At 43.0% G+C, this 26,698-nt stretch carries 39 protein-coding genes; all 39 read left to right on the top strand.

Going from position 1 to position 26,698, the window contains the following annotated elements:
- The first annotated feature begins 9 nt into the window (after positions 1–9).
- The 39 genes from D1136_RS04115 to eno all read left to right on the top strand — a co-directional run bounded on the left by D1136_RS04115 (position 10) and on the right by eno (position 26,608).
- The gene (locus D1136_RS04115; RefSeq protein ID WP_161876361.1) at positions 10–1,437 is read left to right on the top strand and encodes a RagB/SusD family nutrient uptake outer membrane protein; all 1,428 of its coding nucleotides are present in this window, start codon (positions 10–12) and stop codon (positions 1,435–1,437) included.
- Positions 1,438–1,448: 11 nt separating this feature from the next.
- Positions 1,449–2,159, top strand: coding sequence for a DUF4843 domain-containing protein (locus D1136_RS04110; protein ID WP_161876360.1), 711 nt, complete (start codon positions 1,449–1,451; stop codon positions 2,157–2,159).
- Between the two features lie 11 nt (positions 2,160–2,170).
- Positions 2,171–3,733, top strand: a complete 1,563-nt coding sequence (locus tag D1136_RS04105) for a PKD-like family lipoprotein (protein ID WP_161876359.1) — start codon at positions 2,171–2,173, stop codon at positions 3,731–3,733.
- Positions 3,734–3,737: 4 nt separating this feature from the next.
- A complete protein-coding gene (locus D1136_RS04100; RefSeq protein WP_161876358.1) occupies positions 3,738–4,952 on the top strand; it encodes a thioredoxin family protein in 1,215 nt (404 codons plus the stop codon).
- Between the two features lie 268 nt (positions 4,953–5,220).
- Positions 5,221–5,628, top strand: coding sequence for a 30S ribosomal protein S12 (rpsL, locus tag D1136_RS04095; protein WP_161876357.1), 408 nt, complete (start codon positions 5,221–5,223; stop codon positions 5,626–5,628).
- Between the two features lie 125 nt (positions 5,629–5,753).
- The gene (gene rpsG / locus D1136_RS04090; protein WP_161876356.1) at positions 5,754–6,233 is read left to right on the top strand and encodes a 30S ribosomal protein S7; all 480 of its coding nucleotides are present in this window, start codon (positions 5,754–5,756) and stop codon (positions 6,231–6,233) included.
- Between the two features lie 17 nt (positions 6,234–6,250).
- Positions 6,251–8,353 carry an elongation factor G gene (gene fusA / locus D1136_RS04085; RefSeq protein WP_161876355.1) on the top strand — a complete coding sequence of 701 codons (2,103 nt, stop codon included), beginning with the start codon at positions 6,251–6,253 and terminating at the stop codon, positions 8,351–8,353.
- Positions 8,354–8,412: 59 nt separating this feature from the next.
- Positions 8,413–8,718: a 30S ribosomal protein S10 gene (gene rpsJ, locus D1136_RS04080; protein WP_161876354.1), complete on the top strand. Its 306-nt coding sequence runs from the start codon at positions 8,413–8,415 to the stop codon at positions 8,716–8,718.
- Positions 8,719–8,772: 54 nt separating this feature from the next.
- Positions 8,773–9,396 (top strand): 50S ribosomal protein L3, encoded by a 624-nt coding sequence (rplC, locus tag D1136_RS04075; protein ID WP_161876353.1) that lies wholly within the window; start codon positions 8,773–8,775, stop codon positions 9,394–9,396.
- Positions 9,396–10,031 carry a 50S ribosomal protein L4 gene (gene rplD / locus D1136_RS04070; RefSeq protein WP_161876352.1) on the top strand — a complete coding sequence of 212 codons (636 nt, stop codon included), beginning with the start codon at positions 9,396–9,398 and terminating at the stop codon, positions 10,029–10,031. Before rplC ends, rplD begins: the two co-directional genes overlap by 1 nt.
- 12 nt (positions 10,032–10,043) lie before the next feature.
- On the top strand, positions 10,044–10,334 hold the full coding sequence (gene rplW, locus D1136_RS04065) for a 50S ribosomal protein L23 (RefSeq protein WP_161876351.1): 291 nt from the start codon (positions 10,044–10,046) through the stop codon (positions 10,332–10,334).
- Positions 10,335–10,339: 5 nt separating this feature from the next.
- Positions 10,340–11,164, top strand: coding sequence for a 50S ribosomal protein L2 (gene rplB / locus D1136_RS04060; protein WP_161876350.1), 825 nt, complete (start codon positions 10,340–10,342; stop codon positions 11,162–11,164).
- 19 nt (positions 11,165–11,183) lie between these two features.
- Positions 11,184–11,453, top strand: a complete 270-nt coding sequence (gene rpsS / locus D1136_RS04055; RefSeq protein WP_013612519.1) for a 30S ribosomal protein S19 — start codon at positions 11,184–11,186, stop codon at positions 11,451–11,453.
- A gap of 38 nt (positions 11,454–11,491) precedes the next feature.
- A complete protein-coding gene (gene rplV / locus D1136_RS04050; protein WP_161876349.1) occupies positions 11,492–11,914 on the top strand; it encodes a 50S ribosomal protein L22 in 423 nt (140 codons plus the stop codon).
- 3 nt (positions 11,915–11,917) lie between these two features.
- Positions 11,918–12,655: a 30S ribosomal protein S3 gene (gene rpsC, locus D1136_RS04045; RefSeq protein WP_161876348.1), complete on the top strand. Its 738-nt coding sequence runs from the start codon at positions 11,918–11,920 to the stop codon at positions 12,653–12,655.
- Positions 12,656–12,685: 30 nt separating this feature from the next.
- Positions 12,686–13,108, top strand: a complete 423-nt coding sequence (gene rplP, locus D1136_RS04040) for a 50S ribosomal protein L16 (protein ID WP_161876347.1) — start codon at positions 12,686–12,688, stop codon at positions 13,106–13,108.
- A 41-nt stretch (positions 13,109–13,149) separates the two neighbouring features.
- Positions 13,150–13,350 (top strand): 50S ribosomal protein L29, encoded by a 201-nt coding sequence (rpmC, locus tag D1136_RS04035; RefSeq protein WP_161876346.1) that lies wholly within the window; start codon positions 13,150–13,152, stop codon positions 13,348–13,350.
- A gap of 4 nt (positions 13,351–13,354) precedes the next feature.
- The gene (rpsQ, locus tag D1136_RS04030; RefSeq protein ID WP_161876345.1) at positions 13,355–13,612 is read left to right on the top strand and encodes a 30S ribosomal protein S17; all 258 of its coding nucleotides are present in this window, start codon (positions 13,355–13,357) and stop codon (positions 13,610–13,612) included.
- Between the two features lie 2 nt (positions 13,613–13,614).
- Complete coding sequence (gene rplN, locus D1136_RS04025; RefSeq protein ID WP_161876344.1) at positions 13,615–13,980, top strand: 50S ribosomal protein L14; 366 nt, start codon at positions 13,615–13,617, stop codon at positions 13,978–13,980.
- Between the two features lie 76 nt (positions 13,981–14,056).
- Positions 14,057–14,380, top strand: coding sequence for a 50S ribosomal protein L24 (gene rplX, locus D1136_RS04020; protein ID WP_161876343.1), 324 nt, complete (start codon positions 14,057–14,059; stop codon positions 14,378–14,380).
- A gap of 181 nt (positions 14,381–14,561) precedes the next feature.
- Complete coding sequence (gene rplE / locus D1136_RS04015; RefSeq protein ID WP_161876342.1) at positions 14,562–15,110, top strand: 50S ribosomal protein L5; 549 nt, start codon at positions 14,562–14,564, stop codon at positions 15,108–15,110.
- 12 nt (positions 15,111–15,122) lie between these two features.
- The gene (gene rpsN, locus D1136_RS04010) at positions 15,123–15,392 is read left to right on the top strand and encodes a 30S ribosomal protein S14 (RefSeq protein ID WP_013612510.1); all 270 of its coding nucleotides are present in this window, start codon (positions 15,123–15,125) and stop codon (positions 15,390–15,392) included.
- Positions 15,393–15,414: 22 nt separating this feature from the next.
- Positions 15,415–15,810, top strand: coding sequence for a 30S ribosomal protein S8 (gene rpsH, locus D1136_RS04005; RefSeq protein ID WP_161876341.1), 396 nt, complete (start codon positions 15,415–15,417; stop codon positions 15,808–15,810).
- Between the two features lie 18 nt (positions 15,811–15,828).
- The gene (gene rplF / locus D1136_RS04000) at positions 15,829–16,383 is read left to right on the top strand and encodes a 50S ribosomal protein L6 (protein WP_161876340.1); all 555 of its coding nucleotides are present in this window, start codon (positions 15,829–15,831) and stop codon (positions 16,381–16,383) included.
- 21 nt (positions 16,384–16,404) lie between these two features.
- A complete protein-coding gene (gene rplR / locus D1136_RS03995; RefSeq protein WP_161876339.1) occupies positions 16,405–16,761 on the top strand; it encodes a 50S ribosomal protein L18 in 357 nt (118 codons plus the stop codon).
- A gap of 12 nt (positions 16,762–16,773) precedes the next feature.
- Entirely contained in the window at positions 16,774–17,280 is a 507-nt protein-coding gene (gene rpsE, locus D1136_RS03990) for a 30S ribosomal protein S5 (protein ID WP_161876338.1), read from the top strand.
- A gap of 12 nt (positions 17,281–17,292) precedes the next feature.
- Entirely contained in the window at positions 17,293–17,475 is a 183-nt protein-coding gene (rpmD, locus tag D1136_RS03985; RefSeq protein ID WP_013612505.1) for a 50S ribosomal protein L30, read from the top strand.
- A gap of 30 nt (positions 17,476–17,505) precedes the next feature.
- On the top strand, positions 17,506–17,952 hold the full coding sequence (gene rplO / locus D1136_RS03980) for a 50S ribosomal protein L15 (protein WP_161876337.1): 447 nt from the start codon (positions 17,506–17,508) through the stop codon (positions 17,950–17,952).
- Between the two features lie 127 nt (positions 17,953–18,079).
- Positions 18,080–19,420, top strand: a complete 1,341-nt coding sequence (gene secY / locus D1136_RS03975; RefSeq protein ID WP_161876336.1) for a preprotein translocase subunit SecY — start codon at positions 18,080–18,082, stop codon at positions 19,418–19,420.
- A 122-nt stretch (positions 19,421–19,542) separates the two neighbouring features.
- Complete coding sequence (gene map / locus D1136_RS03970) at positions 19,543–20,316, top strand: type I methionyl aminopeptidase (protein WP_161876335.1); 774 nt, start codon at positions 19,543–19,545, stop codon at positions 20,314–20,316.
- Between the two features lie 13 nt (positions 20,317–20,329).
- Positions 20,330–20,551, top strand: coding sequence for a translation initiation factor IF-1 (infA, locus tag D1136_RS03965; RefSeq protein WP_161876334.1), 222 nt, complete (start codon positions 20,330–20,332; stop codon positions 20,549–20,551).
- 26 nt (positions 20,552–20,577) lie between these two features.
- Positions 20,578–20,694 (top strand): 50S ribosomal protein L36, encoded by a 117-nt coding sequence (gene rpmJ / locus D1136_RS03960; RefSeq protein WP_161876333.1) that lies wholly within the window; start codon positions 20,578–20,580, stop codon positions 20,692–20,694.
- 29 nt (positions 20,695–20,723) lie between these two features.
- A complete protein-coding gene (gene rpsM, locus D1136_RS03955; protein ID WP_161876332.1) occupies positions 20,724–21,101 on the top strand; it encodes a 30S ribosomal protein S13 in 378 nt (125 codons plus the stop codon).
- 12 nt (positions 21,102–21,113) lie between these two features.
- Positions 21,114–21,506 (top strand): 30S ribosomal protein S11, encoded by a 393-nt coding sequence (gene rpsK / locus D1136_RS03950; RefSeq protein ID WP_013612498.1) that lies wholly within the window; start codon positions 21,114–21,116, stop codon positions 21,504–21,506.
- Between the two features lie 110 nt (positions 21,507–21,616).
- Positions 21,617–22,225: a 30S ribosomal protein S4 gene (rpsD, locus tag D1136_RS03945; protein ID WP_161876331.1), complete on the top strand. Its 609-nt coding sequence runs from the start codon at positions 21,617–21,619 to the stop codon at positions 22,223–22,225.
- 16 nt (positions 22,226–22,241) lie between these two features.
- On the top strand, positions 22,242–23,234 hold the full coding sequence (locus tag D1136_RS03940; protein WP_161876330.1) for a DNA-directed RNA polymerase subunit alpha: 993 nt from the start codon (positions 22,242–22,244) through the stop codon (positions 23,232–23,234).
- A gap of 4 nt (positions 23,235–23,238) precedes the next feature.
- Positions 23,239–23,748, top strand: a complete 510-nt coding sequence (gene rplQ, locus D1136_RS03935) for a 50S ribosomal protein L17 (RefSeq protein ID WP_161876329.1) — start codon at positions 23,239–23,241, stop codon at positions 23,746–23,748.
- Between the two features lie 172 nt (positions 23,749–23,920).
- Positions 23,921–25,195 (top strand): spondin domain-containing protein, encoded by a 1,275-nt coding sequence (locus tag D1136_RS03930; protein WP_161876328.1) that lies wholly within the window; start codon positions 23,921–23,923, stop codon positions 25,193–25,195.
- 120 nt (positions 25,196–25,315) lie between these two features.
- Positions 25,316–26,608, top strand: a complete 1,293-nt coding sequence (gene eno, locus D1136_RS03925) for a phosphopyruvate hydratase (protein WP_161876531.1) — start codon at positions 25,316–25,318, stop codon at positions 26,606–26,608.
- Positions 26,609–26,698 lie beyond the last annotated feature (90 nt).

Raw genomic sequence — 26,698 nt, 5'->3', positions numbered from 1 at the left:
AAGAAGCAAATGAAAAAGTTAAGATATTTACCGATATGTTTGGGGATGCTGTTTTTTTCCTCCGCCTGCCAGAATTGGTTTGACGTGTCTCCGAAATCGGATGTAAAGGCGGAAGATTTGTTCCAACAGGAAAGCGGTTTCCGGGATGTATTGACAGGGGTTTATTCACTGATGTCCGCTCCTGAGAGTTACGGATGTCAGCTTTCGTTCGGCTATATGGATGTGCTGGCGCAATATTACAATATTTCCGGTAATACCCATCAGTATATCAAGACAAAGGATTACCTCTATGCGGAGCCTTATGACAAGGAGGTCTTGTCTACAGTCTGGAGCCGGCAATATAAAGGTATCGCCAATCTGAATGCCATGCTGATGTTTATTGATAAGCAACGAAATGTATTTTCAAGTGAAGAGGTGTATCGCATATATAAGGGAGAAATCCTGGCTTTGCGGGGTATGCTCCATTTCGATATGTTGCGGTTGTTTTCTTCCTCTCCGGCCATAGATAAGGAGCGCGAAGCTATCCCTTATCTGGAGTCGTATACCAATCTTCCGCAGGGTCAGCAGACGGTGGAAGGGGTTTTGGAGAAGGTGGTGAAGGATTTGAACGCGGCACGTGAGTTGATGCGTGAGGTGGATCCCTATGGTCCGAATTATGCGGAGTTGGAATCCTTGTATGAAAGTCATCCGTTGTTACGGAACCGGCATAAGCATCTGAATTATTATGCTGTGACTGCTTTGCTGGCCCGGGTACAATTGTATGCAGGTAATCGGACGGAGGCATTGGAAGCCGTCCGGGAGATTGTGGGAGAACCCGGAAGTGAGCCTGTGGTGCCTTTTTCGTTGGCTACTGCGGCGGTAACGAGTGAGCGTTTGTTTAACAGTGAATTGTTGTTTGCTCTGGAAGAAAGGAAAATGCAGGATAATATTGATGTCTATTTCGGGGAGTCGGTGATAAAAAACGGTATTACCAACAGTTCCACGGCTTTGAGTATGAATGTCAATAACCGGAATAAATTGTTTGCACAGCAGGATCCGGCGGATGATGATTATCGGTTGAAGTTGTGGTTCCAGGAAACGAATACTGCTACGGCGGTCATGCCGGCAAAGTATGCCAATTCGGGCTATATTCCTTTGATTCGTCTGTCTGAACTGTACTATATTGCTGCTGAATGTTCTGCGAATCAGGGCCTGGCTTACCTGAACACTTTACGTGCCCACCGGGGTCTGGCTGCCATGACAGGAGTCACAGACCTGCAAGCAGAGATTGCCCGGGAGTATAGCAAGGAGTTTATGTGTGAGGGACAGATGTTTTACTATTACAAGCGCTTAGGGTTGAAAAGTATCGGTGTTTACCGGACGGTAGCGGTTGATCCGGAGAAGGTGTATGTGATTCCCTTGCCGGATGATGAATTGGATTTTGGTTTAATAGAGTAAAAATGCGGATTATGAAATATTTGTATACAGTTATAATGGCAATGCTGGTGTTTGCATCTTGTTCGGAAAATGAACGTATGGTATATACGGATATGCCTGGTGTCTATTTCCCGGATTATGTGACGGGTGCGGACAGTTTGGTGTATTCTTTTCGCATGAAAGGTGCGGAACGGGATACGATTCAGATTAACGTTAAGTTGTTGGGGGATTTGTTGAGTGAAACAGAGGAATATGAAGTGGCCGTTTCGGAAAATTCCTCTGCAGTGGCCGGCAAACATTATGAACCGCTTCTTCCCCGGTTTACTTATGAAGCCGGTCAGTCGGTTTCTTCTTTTCCGGTTGTGGTGCTGAAACCCGGAACGGAATTAGATGAGGCGACTGTGACGCTGGAGTTAGCGTTGGTAGCGACCCAAAGTTTGGCGTTGGGTTATCCAGACCGGGTAAATATGCGTTTGATGATTACCAACCAGTTGGTGAAACCTTCTTACTGGGATATGCCGTTGGCTCTTTATTTCGGGGAGTATTCAAAAGTAAAGCACCAACGTTGCATTTTGCTTATGGGACATGATTTTCCTTTAACGGACAGCGAGTTAATTGGATGGGGTGGATTGAACTTTTATAGTTATTGGATGCAGCAGGGGCGTGTTGTGTGTGAATATTATGCCACTCATACAGAGTATGATGAAGACGGCAATTTGATTACGATGTGGAATCCTTTCTAATTTGATGTATTATGATGAAAATAGCTAAAATATTAGGTGTGGTTTGCATGTTTTCTGCTTTGGCAGGATGTGTGGATGACAAAACGATTGATGAGTTCAAAGAGTTGAATAAGGTCACGATTGAAGGATTGCAGAATCGGTATTCTGTCTTGTTGTATACTCATTTGCAATGTACGCCGGATATCCGTACTTCCCGGAATGATGACAGGAATCTGTCGTATGTTTGGTATGCCTATACTACAACAACCCGTAACGAAGCGGATACATTGGGGCGGGAAAAGAATCTGGACGTGTTGGCGGAACCTTCCCTGCTTACACCGGGGGAAGCCTATACGTTGGCATTGAAAGTAACGGATAATACAACCGGCGTTTTTTACCGGAAAGAAATGGAACTTGAGGTGCGCACGCAATTTACCAAAGGAACAGTACTTTTGTGTGAAGAGGGCGGTTTGGCTGAAATTAATTTCATTTCAGATGATGAAGAAAACACAGTGATTGAAGATGTATATGAAAGTGCCAATAAAATGCTTTTGGGGCGTAATCCGATCCGGATTTTTTCTGTGAATCCGAATGCTTATGCCACTTTCCTGAAGCAGGAATTGATTTTTTGCCGGGATGAAAACGGTGGTGTGGTGGCCAGTCCGCTTTCTTTCGAGAAAATCAAAACGATGAAGGAGGCCTGTGATCATCACTTCGGGACGAAAGAAATGAGTCCGGAATTGTATTATAAGGGAGCGATGATTGATTATATTGTTGTCAATGGTATTGTTTGCAAGAGGGCGACTAATATGCAGGCAATCAACTGGGAACCGGGATTGGTCCTGATGAACGAACCGCGGGAATATCATGTGGCGCCTCAGGTATTGGCTGTCGGTTCGAATCCTGTGTTTTTCGATGAGTTGTACGGGCGTTTGATTGCGCATAATCCATGGAACCAGGGAAGCCTGAAAACGTTTGGTAAAGCGGATAACGATCCGGGAATTTTTGACGGGAGCAATTTAGGTGCAGATTTGGAACTTAAGTGTTGGGGTGCTCTTTCGGAAGCAACTCTGGGAGCTTGGATGCTGCTGGAAAATAAGGCGGACGGTAAATACTGGATGTATAAATTTTCTTTGGAGGGTAACAGTTTCCGCAGCATCAGCAAGACGGAAGTCACAGCTTCTGTTGCCCCCCATTTGCGTGAGGCAATCGGATTTGCTGCGAATCCGGAATATAATGATGTTTTTATGTATGCTACGGAAAATGCTGTTTATTCTTTTGCTGCAAATCAGTTGAATGCTTCTACAAATTTGGCATTGGAAGTTTTGCAGAAGGATATGCAGGCTGAGAATATGAAAATAACCGGTATTCAATTTGTGGATATTACGGTGGCTGCACCTACTGAGTCCAATCCTTTGGCTACGCGGGTCTCCCAACAGGTGCGTTTGGCTGTGCGTGATTTGAGCCGTGCGGAACGACAGGGAGGGGTGGTGTTCTACGAAGTGAATTCTACCGGTGGTATTCATTTGGACGGTGTGTTCAGAAAGACGGGCTTTTGTGACAGGGTCATTGATATTAACGAAAAATACGAGTAACAGGATGAAAAAGAGTTTAGCGTTGTTGTATTTTTTTATCCTGACTGTCGGAGGCGTTTTTGCGCAGGGCATTGAATTTTTTCACGGAACATATGAAGAAGCGCTTCAGAAAGCCCGGGCAGAAGGAAAGCAGATTTTTGTAGATGTTTACACTTCCTGGTGCGGTCCGTGTAAAATGATGGCTAAGAATGTTTTTACCCGTCAGGAGGTGGGGGATTATTATAACAGTAAATTTGTTTGTCTGAAGTTGGATGCGGAAAAAGAAAGCGGACACGCTTTTTTTCAGCGCTATCGGGCAAACGGTTATCCCTCTTTTTTCTGGTTGGATGCTCAGGGTAATTTATTGGAAACCCGTACAGGTTCTGCTTCTCCCGAGGATTTTATCCGATATGCCGAAGAGGCTGTCGGGTCTGATTTCAGTGTCCGGTTGGAGGCTGCCCGGAAACGCTGGGAGAGTGGTGAACGTTCATTGGAATTGGTGGAGGAATACGTGATAGGATTACTCCGACGGGTACAACCCGACCAGGTGAAAGGCTGTTTGTTAAGTTATTTTTCCACCCTTACGGAAGAGCAGTTGCAGCAGAAGGAGAATTATTCGTTGATGCGGGGATTTATGCGTTTCCCGGAAGATAATATCGTTTTCCATTCTTTGACCCGGTATGCGGATATTTATCAAGGTTATGAGAAGGGGAATGATTTCTGGGTGAACATGTATCGGATGATGGTACGCGCTGGTTCTGCCAATATAAAAGAACCTGAGAAATACCGTGCCCATATAGAAATGATTCGTAAGACAGAATCGTTTTATGCGCCGATGTATCTGGAGATTCTTGATATGGAGCGTATGCTGTTTGAGAAGAATTTTAAGAAAGGTATGGCCTCACTTAGAAAAGTGGCGGATAAATACAGCGATAAACACCCTTATCTGTATGGTCAGTTCTTTTATACTCTTATTATAGCCGGTTTTTTTGACGATACTGTGACAGATCCGGAATGGATTGAACAGGCCATTGGTATTGCGGGAAAGGCGCTGGAACATACTCCTTCTAAGGAGACGTTGCTTTACCTGGCAGCTGCCCATGCTAAAAAAGGGAATTACAAAAAGGCCTATGAACTGATGGCCAGTGAACCTTTTTTTCCTGCTCCTGTTCTTTCTACGGCACTTTACCCTCATTTACATCTTCAGGCCATTCACCGGCAATATTTAGATAAAAAATAAGGGGTGTGAATGAATGCTTTGAAGGCGTGTTTTCATGAGAAGATTTTCTCCGAAACACGCCTTTTGTTTATATTTGGAACAGAAGTTTTATTTTGATTGATTTATGGATGCTCAGGGGAAGTTTGTGGGGATAAGACGGGTAACTTTCTGACAATCTTACCTTTTTTACAAAAAAAAGAAAGGAATATTTGGTAGTTACTAAAAATGAATGTACATTTGCACTCCATTTTGGATAAAAGTATAATAAAATTTAAAGAGTACTTGTAAAATGCCTACTATTCAACAGTTAGTAAGAAAAGGAAGAGTAAAGATCCAGGACAAGAGTAAAGCGCCTGCTTTGGATGCTTGTCCGCAGAGAAGAGGAGTATGTGTACGTGTTTACACCACGACTCCGAAAAAACCGAACTCAGCCATGAGAAAGGTTGCGCGTGTTAGATTGACCAACGGGAAAGAAGTGAATGCTTATATTCCGGGAGAAGGTCACAACCTGCAGGAACACTCCATCGTGTTAATCCGTGGCGGTCGTGTAAAAGACCTTCCGGGTGTGCGTTATCACTTGGTTCGCGGTACTTTGGATGCTGCCGGTGTTACCGGTCGTTGCCAGGGACGTTCTAAATACGGTGCGAAAAGACCGAAACCAGGACAGGCTGCTGCTCCGGCTAAAGGTAAAAAGTAAAAATTAGTGACTAACAGGAATTGTGTTTATGAAGCGTTCCCGAAAAACAGTTGAGTAAATGGTTGGGAAACCGTTGAAGACCAAATAAGGGCAGCTTGACGAACAAATTCGTAAACGAAAAGAAGATGAGAAAGACTAAACCCAAGAAGAGAATCCTGTTACCGGATCCGAAATTCAACGATGTACTGGTGACGAGGTTTGTTAATGACCTGATGGTGGACGGTAAAAAGACTGTTGCGTTCAAAATCTTTTATGACGCACTGGATATCGTTGACGAAAAAATGGCAAAAAAAGAAGAGAAATCTGCTTTGGAAATCTGGAAGCAGGCATTGGAAAATATCACTCCCCAGGTGGAGGTGAAAAGCCGCCGTGTCGGTGGTGCTACGTTCCAGGTGCCTACTGAAATCAATCCGAGCCGTAAGAGAGCGATTTCTGTAAAAAATATGATTCTTTACTCCCGCAAACGTAGCGGACACGGCATGTCTGAAAAACTGGCTGCTGAAATCATGGCTGCTTACAAGGAAGAAGGTGCTGCTTTCAAAAAGAAAGAAGATACCCATCGTATGGCTGAAGCCAACCGGGCATTTGCACATTTCAGATTTTAATTTAGAGGCGAAAATAGATGGCTAAGAGAGATTTACATTACACAAGAAATATCGGTATCATGGCTCACATTGATGCCGGTAAGACGACAACCACTGAACGTATCCTGTATTTTACCGGTGTGAACCACAAAATCGGTGAAACGCACGATGGTACGGCTACCATGGACTGGATGGTGCAGGAGCAGGAGAGAGGTATTACCATTACTTCTGCTGCTACCACTTGTTTCTGGAAGTATCAGGGTGATGAATATAAGATCAATATCATTGATACTCCGGGACACGTTGACTTTACCGTTGAGGTAGAGCGTTCCTTGCGTGTTTTGGACGGTGCGGTCGCATTGTTCTGCGCCGTAGGCGGTGTTGAAGCTCAGTCTGAAACCGTATGGCGTCAGGCGAATAAATATGGTGTTCCCCGAATTGCTTTTGTGAATAAGATGGACCGTTCCGGTGCAGATTTCTTCAAAGCGGTTCGTGAGATCAAGGAGAAATTAGGAGCTAATCCTGTACCGTTGGTACTGCCTATCGGTGCGGAAGATAACTATCAGGGGGTTATTGACCTGGTGGAAATGAAAGCTTATGTTTGGGAAAACGGAGCCATGGAGGCAACAATTAAGGATATTCCCGAAAACATGATGGCAGAAGCTCAGGAATGGAGAGAAAAATTGGTGGAAGCTGCCGCTGTACAGGATGAGGCTTTGATGGAACGGTTCTTTGAAGACCCGGACTCCATTACCGTGGAAGATTTGAAGGCTGTTATCCGGAAAGCTGTGATTGCCATGGATTTTTGTCCGGTGATGTGCGGTTCCTCTTTTAAGAATAAAGGGGTGCAGAATTTGTTGGATGCTGTCATTGCTTATCTGCCGAATCCGTTGGATATTCCAAACAGTAAAGGTACGGATCCGAAAACCGGTGAGGATGTTCATTTCCCGGTAGACCCGGAAGCTCCGCTGTCGGCATTGGCATTTAAAATTGCTACCGACCCGTTTGTAGGCCGTTTGTGTTATACCCGTATCTATTCCGGTAAGATTGAGGCCGGTTCATATGTATATAACCCACGTACTGACAAGAAAGAACGTATTTCCCGTTTGTTCCAGATGCACTCTAACAAGCAACAGCCGAAAGAAGTGCTCGAGGCCGGAGATATCTGCGCTTGCGTAGGTTTCAAAGATATCCGTACCGGAGATACGTTGTGTTCAGAAGAAAAACCGATTGTACTGGAAAGTATGACTTTCCCGGAACCTGTGATTGGTATTGCTATTGAACCGTTGACTCAGAAAGATACGGATAAATTGGGTATGGCTTTGGCGAAATTGGCTGAGGAAGACCCGACATTCCGTGTGAAGACTGATGAGGATTCAGGACAGACCGTCATCAGCGGTATGGGTGAGCTTCACCTGGACATTATCCTCGACCGTCTGCGTCGTGAGTTCAAGGTGGAATGTAACCAAGGTGCACCTCAGGTTTCCTATAAAGAGGCTATTACGATGTCTGTTGACCATCGTCATGTATTCAAGAAACAGTCCGGTGGTCGCGGTAAGTTTGCCGATATCATCTTCCGTATGGAACCGGCAGAAGAAGGCAAAGAAGGCCTGACTTTTGTCAATGAAGTGAAAGGCGGTAACATTCCGAAGGAATTTATCCCGTCTGTTGAAAAAGGATTCAAGGAAGCTATGCAGAACGGTGTTCTGGCTGGTTATTCTCTGGAGGCTTTGAAGATTACTTTGATTGACGGTTCTTTCCACCCGGTTGACTCGGATGCCTTGTCATTTGAAATGGCTGCCAAGTTGGGTTACAAGGAAGCTGCACAGAAGGCGAAACCGGTGTTGCTGGAGCCTATCATGAAGCTGGAAGTAGTTACTCCGGAAGATTTTATGGGTGACATCATTGCCGACCTGAACCGTCGTCGGGGACAGGTTGAATCTATGGATTCCCGTATCGGTGCACGTGTAATCACGGCAAAAGTTCCTTTGGCTGAGCAGTTCGGTTATGTGACTGTATTGCGTACGCTGTCTTCCGGCCGTGCAAGTTCTTCTATGGAATTCGACCACTATGCCGAAGTGCCGAAGAACATTGCCAAGGAAGTTGTGGAAAAAGCAAGCGGAAGAGTGGATTTAATTTAAAAATTAATGTCGGGAGGGAGTTTTCCTTTCCGACCGCTTAAATATAATAATCAAATAACATGAGCCAAAAAATCAGAATTAAGTTAAAATCTTACGATCACAACTTGGTAGACAAGTCGGCTGAAAAGATTGTTAAGACGGTAAAGGCTACTGGTGCTGTGGTAAGCGGACCGATTCCACTTCCTACGCATAAAGGTGTGTTTACTGTTAACCGCTCTACTTTCGTAAACAAGAAGAGCCGTGAACAATTTTTATTATGCACTTTCAAACGTCTGATTGATATCTACAGCTCGACTGCAGGTACTATCGACGCTCTGATGAAACTTGAATTACCGAGTGGTGTTGAAGTAGAGATTAAAGTGTAATTAACGGCGAAACCCTATGTCGTTAGAAAGAAGAATTAACCTATTAAAAAAGAAATGAAATTACCAGGTTTAATTGGAAAAAAAGTCGGAATGACTTCCGTTTTCAGTGTTGAGGGGAAAAGTATCCCATGCACTGTTATTGAATGCGGTCCATGTGTCGTAACTCAGGTGAAAACCATTGAAAAAGACGGTTACGAAGCACTTCAGTTGGGTTTTGATGAAAAGAAAGAGAAACACACGACGAAGCAGCTAAGTGGACACTTTAAGAAAGCAGGCACAACTCCGAAACGTAAACTCGTAGAGTTTGCAGGATTTGCCGAAGAACACAAGTTGGGCGATGTGATTGACGTAACTATGCTGGAAGGCACAGCTTTCGTTGACATCGTCGGTACCTCTAAAGGAAAAGGATATCAGGGCGTTGTGAAACGTCATGGTTTCGGTGGTGTAGGACAAGCTACCCACGGTCAGCACAACCGTCTGAGAAAACCGGGTTCTATCGGAGCATGTTCTACTCCGGCACGTGTTTTCAAAGGAATGCGCATGGGCGGCCGTATGGGCGGAGACCGGATTACTGTAGAGAACTTGGAAGTTTTGAAGGTAATTCCTGAAAATAATTTGTTGTTGGTGAAGGGATCTGTTCCCGGAACTAAAGGTTCGTACGTAATTATTCAGAAGTAATGGAGTTAAGTGTACTAAACATTGCCGGACAGGAAACCGGCAGAAAAGTAGTGTTGGATGACGCTATTTTTGGAATTCAGCCTAATGAGCACGCTATCTACCTTGACGTAAAACAGTTCCTGGCCAACAACCGTCAGGGAACGCACAAGTCAAAACAGCGGAATGAAATTTCCGGTAGTACCAAAAAGTTGAAAAAACAGAAAGGTACCGGAGGTGCTCGTGCAGGTAGTATTAAGAATCCGGAGTTCAGAGGAGGAGGCCGTGTTTTTGGTCCCGTACCAAGAGATTACAGCTTCAAACTGAACAAGAAATTGAAAAAATTGGCTCGTAAATCAGCTTTGGCAGTGAAAGCAAGTGCTGATGCTGTGAAGGTTGTGGAAGATTTCACCTTCGAAGCTCCGAAAACCAAAGAAATGGTTGCTGTAATCAACAACCTGAAAGTAAACAATGGTCGTCTGTTGTTGGTATTGGGGAACGGTGTGAACGAAAACGTACTTCTGTCTGCCCGTAATCTGCAGAATGTAGAGGTAATGAGAGTGAGCGACATCGCAACTTACAACATCATGAAGGCGAAAAACCTCGTTTTAGTTGAAAGTTCTGTGGAGGGCCTTAACGAAATGTTCAATCTTAACTAATCGAAAGAAGAGATGGAAATTATTATTAAGCCCGTTTTAACGGAAAAGATGACGGCTCTCACCGATAAACAGCACAAGGTAGCTTTTATCGTGGCAGAAGGAGCAAATAAGATTGAGATAAAGAAAGCAGTTGAAGCAATGTACGGAGTGAACGTACTGGCTGTAAATACCCAGCGTTATCAGGGTACGGCTAAGTCCCGTTATACCAAGGCTGGAATGATCAGCGGACGTACCAATTCGTTCAAGAAAGCAATTGTGACCTTAGCAGAAGGTGATAGTATTGATTTTTTTAGCAATATTTAAATAACATGGCTGTAAGAAAATTAAATCCTGTAACCCCTGGTCAGAGAGGAAAGGTAGTAAATACTTTCGAACAGGTGACTACAGATAGACCTGAGAAATCATTGTTGAGACCGAACAGCAAAACCGGAGGTCGTAACAACACCGGTAAGATGACAATGAGATATATAGGTGGTGGTCATAAACACAAATACAGAGTAATCGACTTTAAACGTGAGAAGGAAAATATTCCGGCTAAAGTGGCCACAATTGAATATGACCCGAACCGTACTGCCCGTATTGCCCTGTTGGTGTATGCAGATGGTGAAAAACGTTATATCGTTGCCCCGATTGGTTTGACGGTAGGTCAGACGGTTGAAAGTGGCAAGGGTATTGCTCCGGAAGTCGGAAATACGTTGTATCTGTCTGAAATTCCATTAGGTACAATCATCCATAACATTGAGTTGCGTCCCGGACAGGGAGCTGTAATGGCTCGTAGTGCCGGTTCTTACGCTCAGTTGGTTGCGCGAGAAGGAAAATATGCTTCTATCAAATTGCCTTCAGGTGAGATCCGTATGGTTCTGGTAACCTGTAAAGCAACTGTCGGTACCGTATCTAACCCCGACCATTCACTGGAACGTTCCGGTAAGGCTGGTCGTACCCGTTGGTTAGGCCGTCGTCCGCGTGTTCGTGGTGTTGTAATGAACCCGGTAGATCACCCGATGGGTGGTGGTGAAGGCCGTGCTTCAGGAGGTCTGCCTCGTTCCAGGAAAGGTTTGTTGGCTAAGGGCTTGAAGACCAGAGCACCGAAGAAGGCATCTTCGAAGTATATTGTAGAAAGAAGGAAAAAATAACTGATTAAAACTTGATGTTATGAGTCGTTCGTTAAAAAAAGGCCCTTTTATTGATGTGAAGCTGGAAAAGAGAATCCTGGCGATGAATGAGACCAACAAAAAATCGGTTGTTAAGACCTGGGCTCGTTACTCCATGATCTCTCCGGATTTCGTAGGGCATACAGTAGCTGTACACAACGGTAACAAATTTATTCCGGTATATGTGACTGAAAACATGGTAGGTCATAAACTGGGTGAATTTGCACCGACACGTACCTTTAGAGGTCACGCTGATAAGAAAAAGAAATAATAGCGTGATTTAAGTTGAACAAATGAAGATTGTATAAAATGGGTGCAAGAAAAAGAATAAGAGCAAATCAGATGAAGGAAGCCAGAAAACAAAAGGCTTTCGCTGTGCTGCATGATTGTCCTTCATCCCCTCAGAAAATGAGGTTGGTGGCAGACCTGGTACGTGGAATGGACGTACAGAAGGCTTTGGATACACTGAAATTTTGTCCTAAAGAGGCTGCTCGTAAAGTGGAAAAACTATTGCTTTCAGCCATTGCAAACTGGAGCGTGAAGAATGACGGAGCGCGCATTGATGATGCCGCTTTGTATATTAAAGAAATCTTTGTGGATGGTGCAGGTATTCTGAAAAGACTGCGTCCGGCTCCGCAGGGACGTGCTCACAGAATCCGCAAAAGATCCAATCACGTGACTATCGTATTGGGAAGTAAAACTGCCGTTGTTGAAAACACTGTAAAAGAGTAAAGCATGGGACAAAAATGTAATCCAATAAGCAATAGATTAGGAATCATCCGTGGATGGGATTCTAATTGGTTCGGCGGCAAGAATTACGGAGACAAGCTGGTAGAGGATTATAAAATCCGTAAATACCTGAATGCCCGTCTTGCAAAAGCCGGAATCGCAAAAATCGTTATCGAGCGTACTTTGAAGCTCATTACTATCACTATCAATACTGCGCGTCCGGGTATCATTATCGGAAAAGGCGGCCAGGAAGTGGATAAGTTGAAAGAAGAGTTGAAGAAGATCACTGATAAGGAAGTACAAATCAATATCTTTGAGATCAAACGTCCGGAATTGGATGCTGTGATCGTAGGTAATAACATTGCTCGTCAGTTGGAAGGCCGTGTAGCATATCGCCGGGCTATCAAAATGGCGATTGCTTCGACTATGAGAATGGGTGCTGAGGGAATTAAGATTTTAATTTCCGGACGTCTGAACGGAGCTGAAATGGCTCGTGCTGAGATGTTCAAGGAGGGAAGAACTCCGTTGCATACATTCCGTGCCGATATTGATTATGCACAGGCAGAAGCCCTGACCACTTACGGTTTGCTGGGTATTAAGGTATGGATTTGCAAAGGTGAGGTTTATGGCAGACGTGAACTTGTTCCGAACTCATTGCTCCAGAGCCGTGATAACAGTAGCCGTCCCGCATCAGCCGCAAAAGCTGACGGAAAAAAAGGTGGCTTTAAGAAGAAAAGAAAGTAAGTAGTCTTTTAATCAATTAAACAAAGAGCTATGTTACAGCCGAAAAGGACTAAATTTAGAAGAAGCCAGAAAGGCAGAATGAAGGGGAATGCCCAGAGAGGCAATCAACTTGCATTCGGATCTTTCGGTATTAAGGCGTTGGAAGAAAAATGGATCGAAGGACGCCAGATAGAAGCTGCCCGTGTTGCAGTAACCCGTTATATGCAACGTCAGGGACAGATTTGGATTCGCATATTCCCTGATAAGCCGATTACCAAGAAACCAGCCGAAGTACGTATGGGTAAAGGTAAAGGTAACCCAGAGGGATTTGTAGCACCTGTAACTCCGGGAAGAATTCTTTTCGAAGCAGACGGTGTTCCTTATGCAGTGGCAAAAGAGGCTTTACGTCTTGCAGCACAGAAATTACCTATTACGACAAAGTTTGTGGTTAGACGTGACTATGTAGAAGAATAGTCTTCCGGCTATTAAGTGTAAAAAATTAATTTGTCAGAGAGATGAAAAATTCAGAAATTATAGAGATGACCACAGCTGAGCTTAAAGAAAGAGTAGAAACTGAAAAGGCTGCTCTGAATAAGCTGACTATGAATCATACGATTACCCCGATGGAGAACCCGATGCAGATTCGTGCTGCCCGTAAGACTATCGCCCGTATGATGACTGAAATACGTAAGAGAGAATTAACTGAAAAGAAGTAAAGCAATGGAAGAAAGAAATCTTAGAAAAGAACGTATCGGTCTGGTGCTGAGCAATAAGATGGATAAAACTATCACCGTTGCTGTACACTTTAAGGAGAAACACCCGATTTATGGTAAATTCGTAAAGAAGACCAAAAAGTTCACCGCTCATGATGAGAAAAATGAGTGTAATATCGGTGATACCGTGAGAATTATGGAAACCCGTCCTTTGAGTAAAATGAAGAGATGGAGATTAGTTGAAATCATTGAAAGAGCGAAGTAATCATGATACAACAGGAAACCAGATTATCAGTAGCAGACAACAGCGGTGCCAAGGAAGTGCTTTGTATCCGTGTTCTGGGTGGTACCGGAAAAAGATATGCACGTGTCGGCGATAAAATCGTTGTTGCTGTAAAAAGCGCGCTGCCTAATGGTGAAATTAAACAGGGAACTGTTAGCAAAGCTGTGGTAGTACGTGTGACTAAAGAATACAGACGGCCGGATGGTTCTTATATCCGCTTTGACGACAATGCTTGTGTGTTGTTGAACAATGCCGGTGAAATGAGAGGAACCCGTATTTTCGGACCTGTAGCCCGTGAAGTTCGTGAAGGTTATACGAAAATTGTTTCGTTAGCCCCCGAGGTACTTTAATAATTTACGATTTATGGTTTACGATTGAATGCAATGGCAGACAAATCGTAAATCTGAAATCTAAAATGTAAAAACGATGAATAGAAAATTTCATATTAAGAAAGGCGATTTAGTGCAGGTGAACTCCGGTGAAGATAAAGGGAAGCAGGGCAAGGTGCTGGAGGTTTTACCGGAGAAGGAAAGGGCCATTGTAGAAGGTATCAACCTGGTGAGCAAGCATACGAAACCGAATGCCAAGCATCCGCAAGGAGGTATCATCAAACAGGAGGCTCCGATCCATATTTCTAATCTGAATGTGATAGATCCTTCTACGAACAAACCGACTCGCATCGGACGTAAATTGGACGAAAAAGGCAATCTCGTCAGATATGCTAAAAAATCGGGAGAAATCCTGAAATGATTATAGTTTACGATTTATGATTGGGTCTCTGCTCAGTCATGAGTCGTAAATTTAAAACAGAAAATGGATTTACGAAGTGATTTGTTGAAAATATTTTATACCTTTGCCGCCTGAAAATCTGATTTTCGGTAGGCTTAGGTGTGTAAACTGTCAATCGTGAATCAAAATTATGTTAAAATAAATGAAATACGTACCAAATCTTAAGACAAAGTATAACGAAGAAATTGTACCGACTTTGATGAAGGAATTCGGATACAAGTCAGTTATGCAGGCTCCCCGTTTGGAGAAGATAGTAATCAACCAGGGAGTAGGTTCAGCTATTCAGGATAAGAAAATCCTGGAATTCTCATTGAATGAGATTACCGCGATAACAGGTCAGAAAGCTGTTGTAGGTAAATCAACAAAAGACGTATCTAACTTTAAATTGCGTAAAGGCATGCCAATTGGTGTGAAAGTGACTTTACGGAAAGAAAGAATGTATGAGTTTCTGGAGAGATTGATTACGAGTGCCCTGCCGCGTATCCGCGATTTTAAGGGTATTAATAGCAAGCTTGATGGAAAAGGCAATTATACATTGGGTCTCGAAGAGCAGATCATATTCCCTGAAATTGTGCTGGATTCAGTGCATAAAATCATGGGTATGAACATTACATTTGTGACTTCGGCTAATACCGACGAAGAAGGTTTTGCTCTGCTCAGAGAATTTGGATTACCATTTAAAAAGAACTAAAAACAAAGCGAAATGGCAAAAGAATCAATGAAAGCCCGTGAGGTGAAGCGTGCAAAATTGGTAGAAAAGTACGCTGCGAAACGAGCAAAATTAAAAGAGGAAGGTGACTATGCCGCACTGAGTCTCCTGCCGAGAAACTCAAATCCGATCCGCTTGCACAACCGTTGTAAGCTGACAGGACGTCCCAGAGGTTATATGAGACAGTTTGGTATCAGCCGTATTCAGTTCCGTGAAATGGCTTCACAAGGATTGATACCTGGAGTTAAAAAGGCTAGTTGGTAATTATTATTAAAAACGAAAAGAGATGACAGATCCAATAGCAGATTTCCTTACCCGCATCCGGAATGCGGTAAGTGTTGGTCATAAAGTGGTTGAAATCCCGGGTTCTAAATTGAAACTCGAAATGACCAAAATCCTGAAAGAAAAAGGATATATCCTGAATTATAAATGTGAGCAGGATGGAGTGAGAAGCAATATTAAAATCGCTTTAAAGTATCACCCTGAGACAAAGGTACCGGCAATCAAATCTCTGGTACGTATATCAAAACCCGGTTTACGCCGTTATACGAATGTGGAGGAGATGCCTCGCGTATTAAACGGATTGGGTATTGCTATCTTGTCTACTTCTATGGGAGTGATGACTGACAAGGAAGCTCGTCAACGGAATGTAGGCGGTGAGGTATTGTGTTATGTGTATTAATTTTAAAGTGAAGAAGAGATGTCACGTATAGGGAAATTACCGATTCATATACCACAAGGAGTTACTGTAGCAGTAAGTCCGGATAATACCGTCACAGTGAAAGGTCCGAAGGGACAGCTTTCCCAGAAAGTAAGTTCTGACCTGACTGTTGCCATTGAAGGAAATGAAGTGCACGTACAACGTCACACTGAAGATAAGGAACATAAAGCACAGCATGGTCTTTACCGTGCATTACTGCATAATATGGTAGTAGGTGTTTCTGAAGGTTATACTATAAAACAGGAATTAGTAGGTGTAGGTTTCCGTGCTAATGCTGAAGGCCAGGTGCTTGAATTGGGGTTGGGATATTCTCACTCTATTTTCTTGCAATTGCCGGCAGAAGTAAAAGTTTCAGCTGTAACTGAAAAACGTGCTAACCCGATTATCACCCTTGAGAGCTGTGACAAACAGCTGATCGGTCAGGTGGCTGCAAAGATCCGTTCTTTCCGTAAACCTGAACCTTACAAAGGGAAAGGTATCCGCTTCGTTGGTGAAGAGGTTCGCCGGAAAGCTGGTAAGTCAGCTAAAGTTTAATTACTAAAGAGGTAAAAAGTTATGGCTTTAACGAAAGAAGAAAGAAGATTAAGAATAAAACGGAGAATCCGTAAGATTGTCTCCGGAACTGCTGAACGTCCCCGTATGAGTGTTTATCGTTCAAATACGCAGATTTCTGTTCAGTTGATTGATGACAAGGCAGGTAAGACCTTGGTATCTGTTTCCTCTTTATCAAAGGAGATTGCAGAGAAAAAAGGAACCAAGATTGAACAGGCGGGATTCGTTGGTACTGCTATTGCTGAAAAAGCGAAAGCTGCTGGTATCGATGTGGTTGTTTTCGACCGTAACGGTTATTTGTATCATGGCAGGGTGAAAGCATTGGCAGATGCAGCCCGTAACGGAGGTCTTAATTTTTAATAAGTTAGCAGAATGGAACAGAAAGTAAATAATACTGACTTGGAATTAAAGGACAGATTGGTGGCTATCAATCGTGTGACCAAAGTTACAAAAGGTGGTCGTACCTTCAGTTTTGCGGCTATTGTGGTTGTAGGTGACGAGAATGGTATTGTAGGCTGGGGCTTAGGAAAAGCGAATGAAGTGACTACTGCTATTTCTAAAGGTATTGAAGCAGCAAAGAAAAACCTGATTAAAGTGCCTGTATTGAAAGGAACGATTCCGCACGAGCAAGTTGCCCGTTTTGGCGGAGCTCAGGTTTATATGCAGCCGGCTTCTTCCGGTACCGGTTTGGTGGCTGGAGGTGCTATGCGTGCCGTATTGGAGAGTGCAGGTATTCATGATGTATTGGCTAAGAGCAAAGGTTCGTCCAACCCTCATAATTTGGTGAAAGCAACTATTGCGGCATTGAAAGAAATGCGTGATGCACGTACGATTGCTGCCCAGAGAGGGGTTAGTCTGGATAAAGTGTTTAACGGATAATATTTGAGGATCATGGCAAAGATTAAAATCACACTTGTAAAAAGTAAAATCGGTAGCGATAAAACTCAGGTTGGCACTATTCAGGCATTGGGATTGAAGAAGACCAACAGCAGTGTAGAGAAAGAAGCTACTCCGCAGATCCTGGGCATGGTGGCAAAAATCAGCCATCTGGTTCGCGTGGAAGAAGTAAAGTAATATTGTTAAACATTTTAAGGACTAAATACAATGGATTTAAGTAGCTTAAAACCGGCTAGCGGATCGATTCACCGCGAAAAGAGAATCGGCCGCGGACAGGGTTCCGGAAAAGGAGGTACTTCTACAAGAGGACATAAAGGAGCTAAATCAAGATCAGGTTATCATATGAAAATTGGTTTTGAGGGAGGTCAGATGCCTTTGCAGAGACGGGTACCGAAATTCGGTTTTAAAAATATTAATCGTGTAGCTTTTAAAGCAATCAATGTAAATATGTTGCAGGCTTTGGCTGAAAGAGATAACCTGGAAATGATTGACCGGGATATATTGATTAATGCTGGTTTGCTGAACAAGAACGAATTGCTGAAGGTATTGGGTGATGGTGTTATCACTGCAAAACTGGAAGTAAAAGCGAATGCGTTCTCTAAAAAAGCTGTCGAAGCGATTGAAGCTGCCGGTGGCTCTGTTGTCGTTTTGTAAAACGAAACGGGCTTATGAAGTTTCATAAAGTTTATAAGGTTTATAAGGTTCGTAAGGTCATGTGGCTTTATAACTTTACAGGCTTTATAAACTTTATAGGCTTTATAAACTTATAAATTATGGACTTATGAAGTTATTTGATACATTAAAGAACATTTGGAAAATTGAGGAATTGAAAACCCGGATTCTGACGACTCTCGGGTTGATTCTCGTTTACAGGCTTGGAACAGAGATTGTGATACCTGGTATTGATCCTGCCGGTCTGGCTGCTTTGAAGGAACAAACCTCTACCGGAGTGTTGGGATTGCTGGATATGTTTTCGGGAGGTGCTTTCTCAAATGCTTCTATTTTTGCTTTGGGAATTATGCCTTATATCTCTGCCTCTATCGTGGTTCAGTTGCTGGGGATAGCCGTTCCTTATTTTCAAAGGATGCAGCGGGAAGGTGAGAGCGGACGCCGGAAGATTAATCAGATTACCCGTTACCTGACTGTTTTGATTCTGATTTTACAAGGTTCTGCGTATCTTACCAACTTGCATATGCAAATCCAGCCTGAATACTTTTTGCTGAAAGGCTGGTTGTTTACGGCATTTTCCGTAGCTGTTCTGGCAGCAGGTTCTATGTTTGTGCTGTGGCTGGGAGAGAAGATCACGGATAAAGGTATCGGTAATGGTGTTTCTATCATTATCATGATTGGTATTGTTGCCCGTTTGCCTTTCGGTGTAGTTGCGGAATTCGGTGCCAGGGTGAGTCAGCAGGGAGGAGGAATTATCGCCTTTATTATTGAGATTGTAGTATTGTTCTTTGTATTTTGCGGTAGTATATTGTTGGTACAGGGAACCCGAAAGGTGCCTGTACAGTATGCCAAACGTATTGTAGGCAATAAACAGTACGGAGGAGTCCGTCAGTATATTCCCTTGAAGATAAATGCAGCAGGGGTAATGCCTATTATCTTTGCTCAGGCATTGATGTTGCTGCCTATATCTTTTGCCAATTATGCATCTTCCGAGTCTTTGTCGGGTTTTGTAGCTGCATTCTCTAATTTTACGGGATTCTGGTATAATTTCACATTCTTTGTCCTGATTGTTGCGTTTACCTATTTTTATACTGCAATTACGGTTAATCCGATGCAAATGGCAGAGGATATGAAGAAGAACGGAGGTTTCATACCGGGAGTAAAACCCGGCCGGAAGACCATGGAGTTTTTGGATACGATTATGTCAAGGATTACTTTGCCAGGTTCTATTTTCCTGGGGATTGTAGCTATATTGCCGGCTTTTGCTACTATGGCGGGAGTCAATAATCAATTCTCTCAGTTTTATGGAGGTACTTCATTGTTGATTTTGGTGGGAGTAGTATTAGATACCTTACAGCAAATTGAATCCCATTTGTTGATGCGTCATTACGACGGTTTGATGAAGACGGGAAGAATAAAAGGAAAAACACCGGGTGGTCCGGCTGCTTATTGATTGATGAAATAGATTTATGATTTACGATTGGATTCTAGTGGAATTTAATCGTAAATCTGAATTTTTAAATCTAAAGTAAGCACGGAGTTTGTGGGTTGAGTTTTTTTTTGTAATTTCGCGCCATGATTTTGGTAAAGACCAGAGAAGAGATTGAATTACTGAGGGAAAGTAATCTTTTGGTAGGGATGACTCTGGGCGAGGTGGCAAAGCACATCCGTCCGGGGATTTCTACATTAGAACTGGATCGTATAGCAGAGGAGTTTATCCGTTCTCACGGGGCGGAACCGGGATTTAAAGGATATGGGGGATTTCCCAATACACTTTGTATTTCGGTAAATGATGTTGTGGTACATGGTATTCCGTCTGCCCAATGTGTTTTGAAGGAAGGGGATGTGGTTTCTGTGGATTGCGGGACATTGAAGAATGGTTTTTACGGTGACAGCGCCTACACTTTTGAGGTAGGGGAAGTGGCAGAAGAGGTCAGAAAGTTGTTGCGCGTGACCAAGGAGAGTTTATATAAGGGTATTGAGAAGGCAGTTGCGGGAATGCGTATCGGGGATATCGGCTATGCTGTGCAGTCTCACTGTGAAGCAGAGGGATTTTCCGTAGTGCGTGAGATGGTAGGACATGGTGTGGGACGGGATTTGCATGAAGAACCTCAGGTGCCGAATTATGGTCATCGGGGGCAAGGGATGAAGTTGAAGGAGGGAATGGTTATTGCCATTGAGCCTATGATAAATCTGGGGAAACGGCATGTTTATCAGGACCGGGACGGTTGGACAATCTGTACCAGGGATAAGATGCCTTCTGCTCATTTTGAGCATACGGTGGCAATTGGTAAGGACGGGGCAGACATACTGTCTTCGTTTGAATTTGTGGAAAAAGCATTAATATAAATCAATATTGTTTATGGCAAAACAGCCGTCAATAGAGCAGGATGGGGTAATAACAGAAGCATTATCGAATGCGATGTTCAGGGTTGAATTGGAAAACGGGCATGTGATTACAGCTCATATTTCCGGAAAGATGCGTATGCATTATATTAAAATCCTTCCCGGGGATAAGGTAAGGGTGGATATGTCACCTTATGACCTGACCAAGGGCCGGATTACATTCAGATATAAGAATTAAGAATTTTAATTTCAAATTAAATAACCATGAAGGTAAAAGCGTCCATTAAGAAACGTAATGACGATTGCAAGATTGTAAGAAGAAAAGGCGTTTTGTACGTCATTAACAAAAAGAACCCTAAGTTTAAAATGCGTCAGGGTTAATCATTCATTTAGTTAAATTAAAAAGATTTATGGCAAGAATCGTAGGTGTAGATTTACCCTCAAACAAAAGAGGAGAAATAGCCTTAACCTATATCTATGGTATAGGTAGAAGTAGTGCCCGCGCTATCCTGAGTGAAGCCGGCATCGATTATGACCTTAAGGTGAAAGACTGGAACGATGACCAGCTCGGGGCTGTACGTAAGATTATCGGATCGGAGTACAAAGTCGAAGGTGAGTTGAGATCAACCGTTCAGATGAACATTAAACGACTGATGGATATCGGTTGTTACCGTGGAATCCGTCATCGTCTCGGATTGCCGGTAAGAGGTCAGAGTACCAAGAACAATGCCCGTACACGTAAGGGTAAGAAGAAAACTGTTGCTAATAAGAAAAAAGCAACTAAATAATTGAGTTGAATTATGGCAAAGAAGTCTACATCAAGTAACAAGAAGCGGCTGGTTAAAGTAGAAGCCGTGGGACAAGCACACGTTCATTCCTCATTTAATAACATCATCATTTCTTTGACCAATTCCACCGGACAGGTGATTTCATGGTCTTCAGCCGGAAAGATGGGATTCAGAGGATCTAAAAAGAACACTCCGTATGCAGCACAGATGGCAGCAGCCGATTGCGCTAAAGTTGCATTTGACCTGGGTATGCGTAAAGCTAAAGTATATGTTTCCGGCCCTGGAAACGGTCGTGAATCAGCTATCCGTTCTATCCACGCGAGTGGGATTGAAGTAGCTGAAATTATTGACGTTACTCCGCTGCCTCACAATGGTTGCCGGCCTCCTAAACGTAGAAGAGTTTAATTATTTAGTGAACGTGTCAGATTGAGGATGAAAGATTTACGATTAACGAATAAGGTCGGAAATCGGAAGGAAATCTGAAGTTAAAATCTGAAATCAAAAATTTAAAAGAAATGGCTAGATATACAGGACCTAAGTCTAAAATAGCAAGAAAGTTCGGTGAGCCCATTTACGGACCGGATAAAGCACTGGAACGGAGAAATTATCCGTCCGGACAACATGGTTTGGCTCGTCGTCGCAGAAAAATCTCTGAATATGGTATTCAGTTGAAAGAAAAACAAAAAGCAAAATATACTTACGGTTTGCTGGAAAAGCAATTCCGCATTTTGTTTGAAAAAGCAGAACGTGCCGGAGGTGTTACAGGTGAAGTGTTGTTGCAGATGTTGGAATGCCGTCTGGATAATGTAGTTTATCGTTTAGGTATTGCTCCTACGCGGGCAGCTGCCCGCCAGTTGGTATCTCACCGTCACATTACGGTGAACGGAGGGGTTTGTAATATACCTTCTGCTGCAGTGAAAGCCGGTGATATTGTTGCAGTACGCGAAAAATCAAAAGCTCTTGAGGTGATTGAGGAAAGTTTGCGCAGCAATCGGGTGAGCAAATATTCATGGTTGGAATGGGACGGAGCTTCCATGAGTGGCAAACTGTTGAATGTTCCGGAAAGGACAGATATTCCGGAGAATATCAAAGAGCAGTTAATCGTAGAATTGTATTCTAAGTAATAAATTAAAGATATTTATGGCAATATTAGCTTTCCAGAAACCGGATAAAGTAATCATGCTCGAATCTACAGACAAGTTCGGAAAATTCGAATTTCGTCCGTTGGAGCCAGGTTACGGAATCACTATTGGTAATCCGTTGCGCAGAATCCTACTGTCTTCATTGGAAGGCTTCGCGATTACCGGCATTAAAATACATGGTGTAGAACATGAGTTTGCCACTATCCCAGGGGTAATTGAAGACGTTACTGAGATTATTCTGAATCTGAAACAGGTTCGCTTTAAAAGAAAAGTGGAAGATGTTGAGGATGAGAAGCTGACAGTTCTGATTTCCGGACAGGAAGCTTTTAAGGCAGGGGATATTAACAGATTCCTCACCGGTTTTGAAGTGCTGAATACGGATTTGGTGATTTGCAATATGGACGCTTCTGTAAATTTCCAGATGGAAATCACAATCCAGAAAGGACGTGGATATGTGCCCAGCACTGAAAATATGCCGGCGGAAGCCGAAGCGGGATTTATCCCTATTGATGCCATTTATACTCCGATCCGGAATGTAAAATATGAAATTGAGAACTATCGTGTGGAAGGTAAAACCGACTATGAGAAATTGTTGTTGGAAATTGAAACCGATGGTTCTATTGCTCCTACCGATGCTTTGAAGGAGGCTGCTAAGATTCTGATTCACCATTTTATGTTGTTCTCTGATGAAAAGATTTCTCTGGAGTCTGAGGATAAATACGGTAATGAAGAGTTTGACGAGGAAGTGCTTCATATGCGCCAGTTGTTGAAGACTAAATTAGTTGACATGGACTTGTCCGTACGTGCGCTGAATTGTTTAAAAGCTGCTGAAGTAGAAACGCTTGGAGAATTGTGCCGTTTCAATAAAAATGATTTGCTGAAATTCCGCAACTTTGGTAAAAAGTCGCTGACTGAATTGGAGGCTTTATTGGAAAATAACAATCTTGAATTCGGTATGGATGTTTCTAAGTATAAATTAGATAAGGAATAACATCATGAACCATAAGAAGAAATTTAATCACCTGAGCAGAACCAGTGCACATCGCAAGGCTATGCTTTCAAATATGGCTACTTCTTTGATTCTTCACAAAAGAATCAGTACAACCGTGCCTAAGGCTAAAGCGCTCAAAATGTATGTAGAGCCGCTGATTACCAAAAGTAAAAACGATAACCAGAATTCTCGCCGTGTAGTATTCAGCTACCTGGGACAGAAAGAAGCTGTTACTGAATTGTTCAGTGAAGTAGCTCCGAAGATTGTTAACCGTCCCGGTGGATATACCCGAATCCTGCGTACTGGCCGTCGTATTGGTGATAACGCTGAAACCTGTATCATAGAGTTAGTAGATTTTAATGCTACTTATACTGAAGTAAAACAGGAAGTGAAGAAAACTGCAACCCGTCGCCGTCGTTCTTCAGGAGCAAAGAAAGCTGCTGAAGCAACAGTAGTAGAGGAAGCTCCTAAAGCAGCTGAAACATCTGCTGAAGAGGCTCCGAAAGCTGAATAATCAGGAACATTCAGATAGAACCGGCCGGAAATTTACTTCCCGGCCGGTATTTTTATGTTCAAACCTGAAAGAATTGTCTTTTACATTAAAAAATCCAAAAGCCCGAACTTCTCTTTGTAATATACGTTCAACCTGACGTATAAATTAATCAAATAATTAAATAAACAGAGAGATGAAAAAAAGATTTTTACCTGCTGTATTGTTTGCAGCTTTATTGGCTGGAGGGATAGGACTTACCTCTTGTCATAGTGATGACGATGATAATACACCTGGAGAGAAAGCCTCCATTTTTACCATTGAGAATGTGATGACACTGAAAGAGTTTGTTCAGAGCGGTACTTTTAAAGGACAGGGTGCAACGGGCGATATTCTTGTTCCGGGAGAGTCTGCCAGTATCAAGTTTTGTGCTGCCAAAGGCCAATATCTGATGTTTGCCACGATGTACGGTTATTCGAATGACCTTTTCTTTGCACCGGAAAATCCGGGTATTGCTTTGTATAATGCTGACGGTACACCTATTACCGGAGACGTATCTGCCAAGGTAAAGTTGTGGGATAACGGAACCCGGGTAAATGCAGCTCCCGGACCTTCAAATATTCATCCCGGAACAGCAAAAAATGATAAGGTGAAAATGATTAATGGTACCGATGCCGAAGGAAATACTTATCCGGCTGCTTCTGAAATGATGAAGCTGGTATTGACTTATGATAAGACGAAATCTGAGTTTACATTGATTATTACTAATATTTCTAATAATACCAGCAACGAAACTCCTTTCTCTCCTGGAGTATGGGTTGTTTCTAATGTGCTGCAGAATAAATTGCTGAGTGATAAACCTTACTTTATTCCCGGCGAAAGTTCCAGTGCTGAATTGACTAAACTGGCAGAAGATGGAAATGTCAACGATTTGTATGCTGCGGTGAATGATAAAACCGGTATTATTACGACTTTATCACCTACTTTGGTTGTGATTTATACAGGTGATATCAATCCGGTTTATCAATTGGATAAAAAGGATCAGGGGATAGGGTTGAAAGCTCTTGCACAAACCGGAAACGTAAATCAGTTAAAGGAAGCATTGGCTAAATTGCCGTATGTCAGAAATGTATATGTAGCAGGAACTACTTCTTTGTATCCGGGAGAGAAAACTCAGGTGGAATATTCTGCTTATAACGGAGATAAACTGGCTTATGTAACAATGTTCGGTTATTCTAATGACTGGTTTTATTCCAATGGCTCAGATGTGAAAGCTATTACTGCTAATGATATTACTTCTACTGCAAGATTGCTGGATGATGGTACGGCAGTCAGCCAATATCCGGGAGCAGGAAATGCGCAGTATATTTTCGGAGGAACCCCGATTCCTGAAAATAATGTGATCACGGGAGTGGGTGAGACTTTCCCGATTCCTGCTGTAGCTGACGTATTGAAAATCACTTTACGTTAATTATTGGTCCGGTCTGACCGGAAAAATCAACCTGAAAAACTTAGAAAAGAGTTTTTCAGGTTTTTTTGCATGAAGAGAAGAATAATTTATTTTTTAGTTGAATTTAAACTGAATGAAATGATGACTCATATTATTGACATTACAGGACGTGAGATACTGGATTCCCGGGGAAATCCTACAGTGGAAGTGGACGTAACATTGGAAAACGGGGTAGTGGGCAGGGCTGCTGTACCTTCGGGAGCTTCTACCGGTGAGCATGAAGCTTTGGAGCTCCGGGACGGGGATAGGTCACGTTATCAGGGAAAGGGAGTATTAAAAGCTGTGGATAATGTAAATACGGTCATTGCCGATGCTTTGCTGGGATTTGATGTTATGGACCAGATTACTATAGACCGGACTCTGATAAAGCTTGATGGAACAAAAACGAAATCAACCTTGGGTGCTAATGCCATGCTGGGAGTTTCTTTGGCCTGTGCAAAGGCTGCGGCGAATGCTCTGGAGATTCCGCTTTACCGTTATATCGGAGGTTGTAATGCAAAGTTATTGCCGGTTCCGATGATGAACATTATTAACGGTGGTTCTCATTCTGATTCGCCCATTGCTTTTCAGGAATTTATGATTCGTCCGGTGGGAGCAAAGACTTTCCGGGAAGCTGTGCAGATGGGGGCAGAGGTTTTTCATACTTTGAAAAAAGTATTGCATGAGCGCGGATTGAGTACGGCGGTTGGAGATGAAGGTGGTTTTGCACCGGTTTTGAAAGGTACTGAGGATGCTTTGGAGTCAATCCTGGAAGCAATTAAGAAAGCCGGATACAAACCGGGCGAAGATGTAATGATCGGCCTTGACTGTGCCTCTTCGGAGTTTTACCGGAATGGAATTTATGATTATTCTGTTTTTGAGGGTGCTGATGGAACTAAACGAACTTCTGAGGAGCAGGTGTTGTATCTTGAAGAATTGATTGATAAGTATCCGATTGATTCTATTGAAGACGGAATGGCGGAAAATGACTGGGACGGTTGGGAAATGCTCACCAATAGAATCGGGAACCGTTGCCAATTGGTAGGGGATGATTTGTTTGTCACGAATGTGGAATATCTGAAAAGGGGGATAGAGCTGGGATGCGCCAATTCTATTTTAATTAAGGTAAATCAGATTGGAACTCTGACGGAAACATTGGATGCAATAGAAATGGCCCAACGGGCCGGGTATACGACAGTGACTTCACACCGTTCCGGAGAAACGGAGGACGCTACCATTGCCGATATTGCTGTTGCTACCAATTCGGGACAAATCAAGACCGGTTCTATGAGCCGTTCGGACCGTATGGCTAAATATAACCAATTGCTTCGCATAGAGGAGGAGTTGGGAGAAAGTGCTGTGTTTGCGGGTTATCGTTTTAATAACAAGAAATAGAACATAGTTCCCTGAAAATTGAATTGAGGTGTCAGGACTCCGGATAGCTCAGTTCGGTTTTCAGGTAGTTTGAAAATGGCTGTCCGGATA

The sequence above is a fragment of the Odoribacter sp. Z80 genome (genome assembly GCF_009935865.1).
Classification (GTDB): Bacteria; Bacteroidota; Bacteroidia; order Bacteroidales; family Marinifilaceae; genus Odoribacter.
Note: the sequence above shows the minus strand (reverse complement) of the source record. Positions and strands in the feature narration are given on the sequence as shown.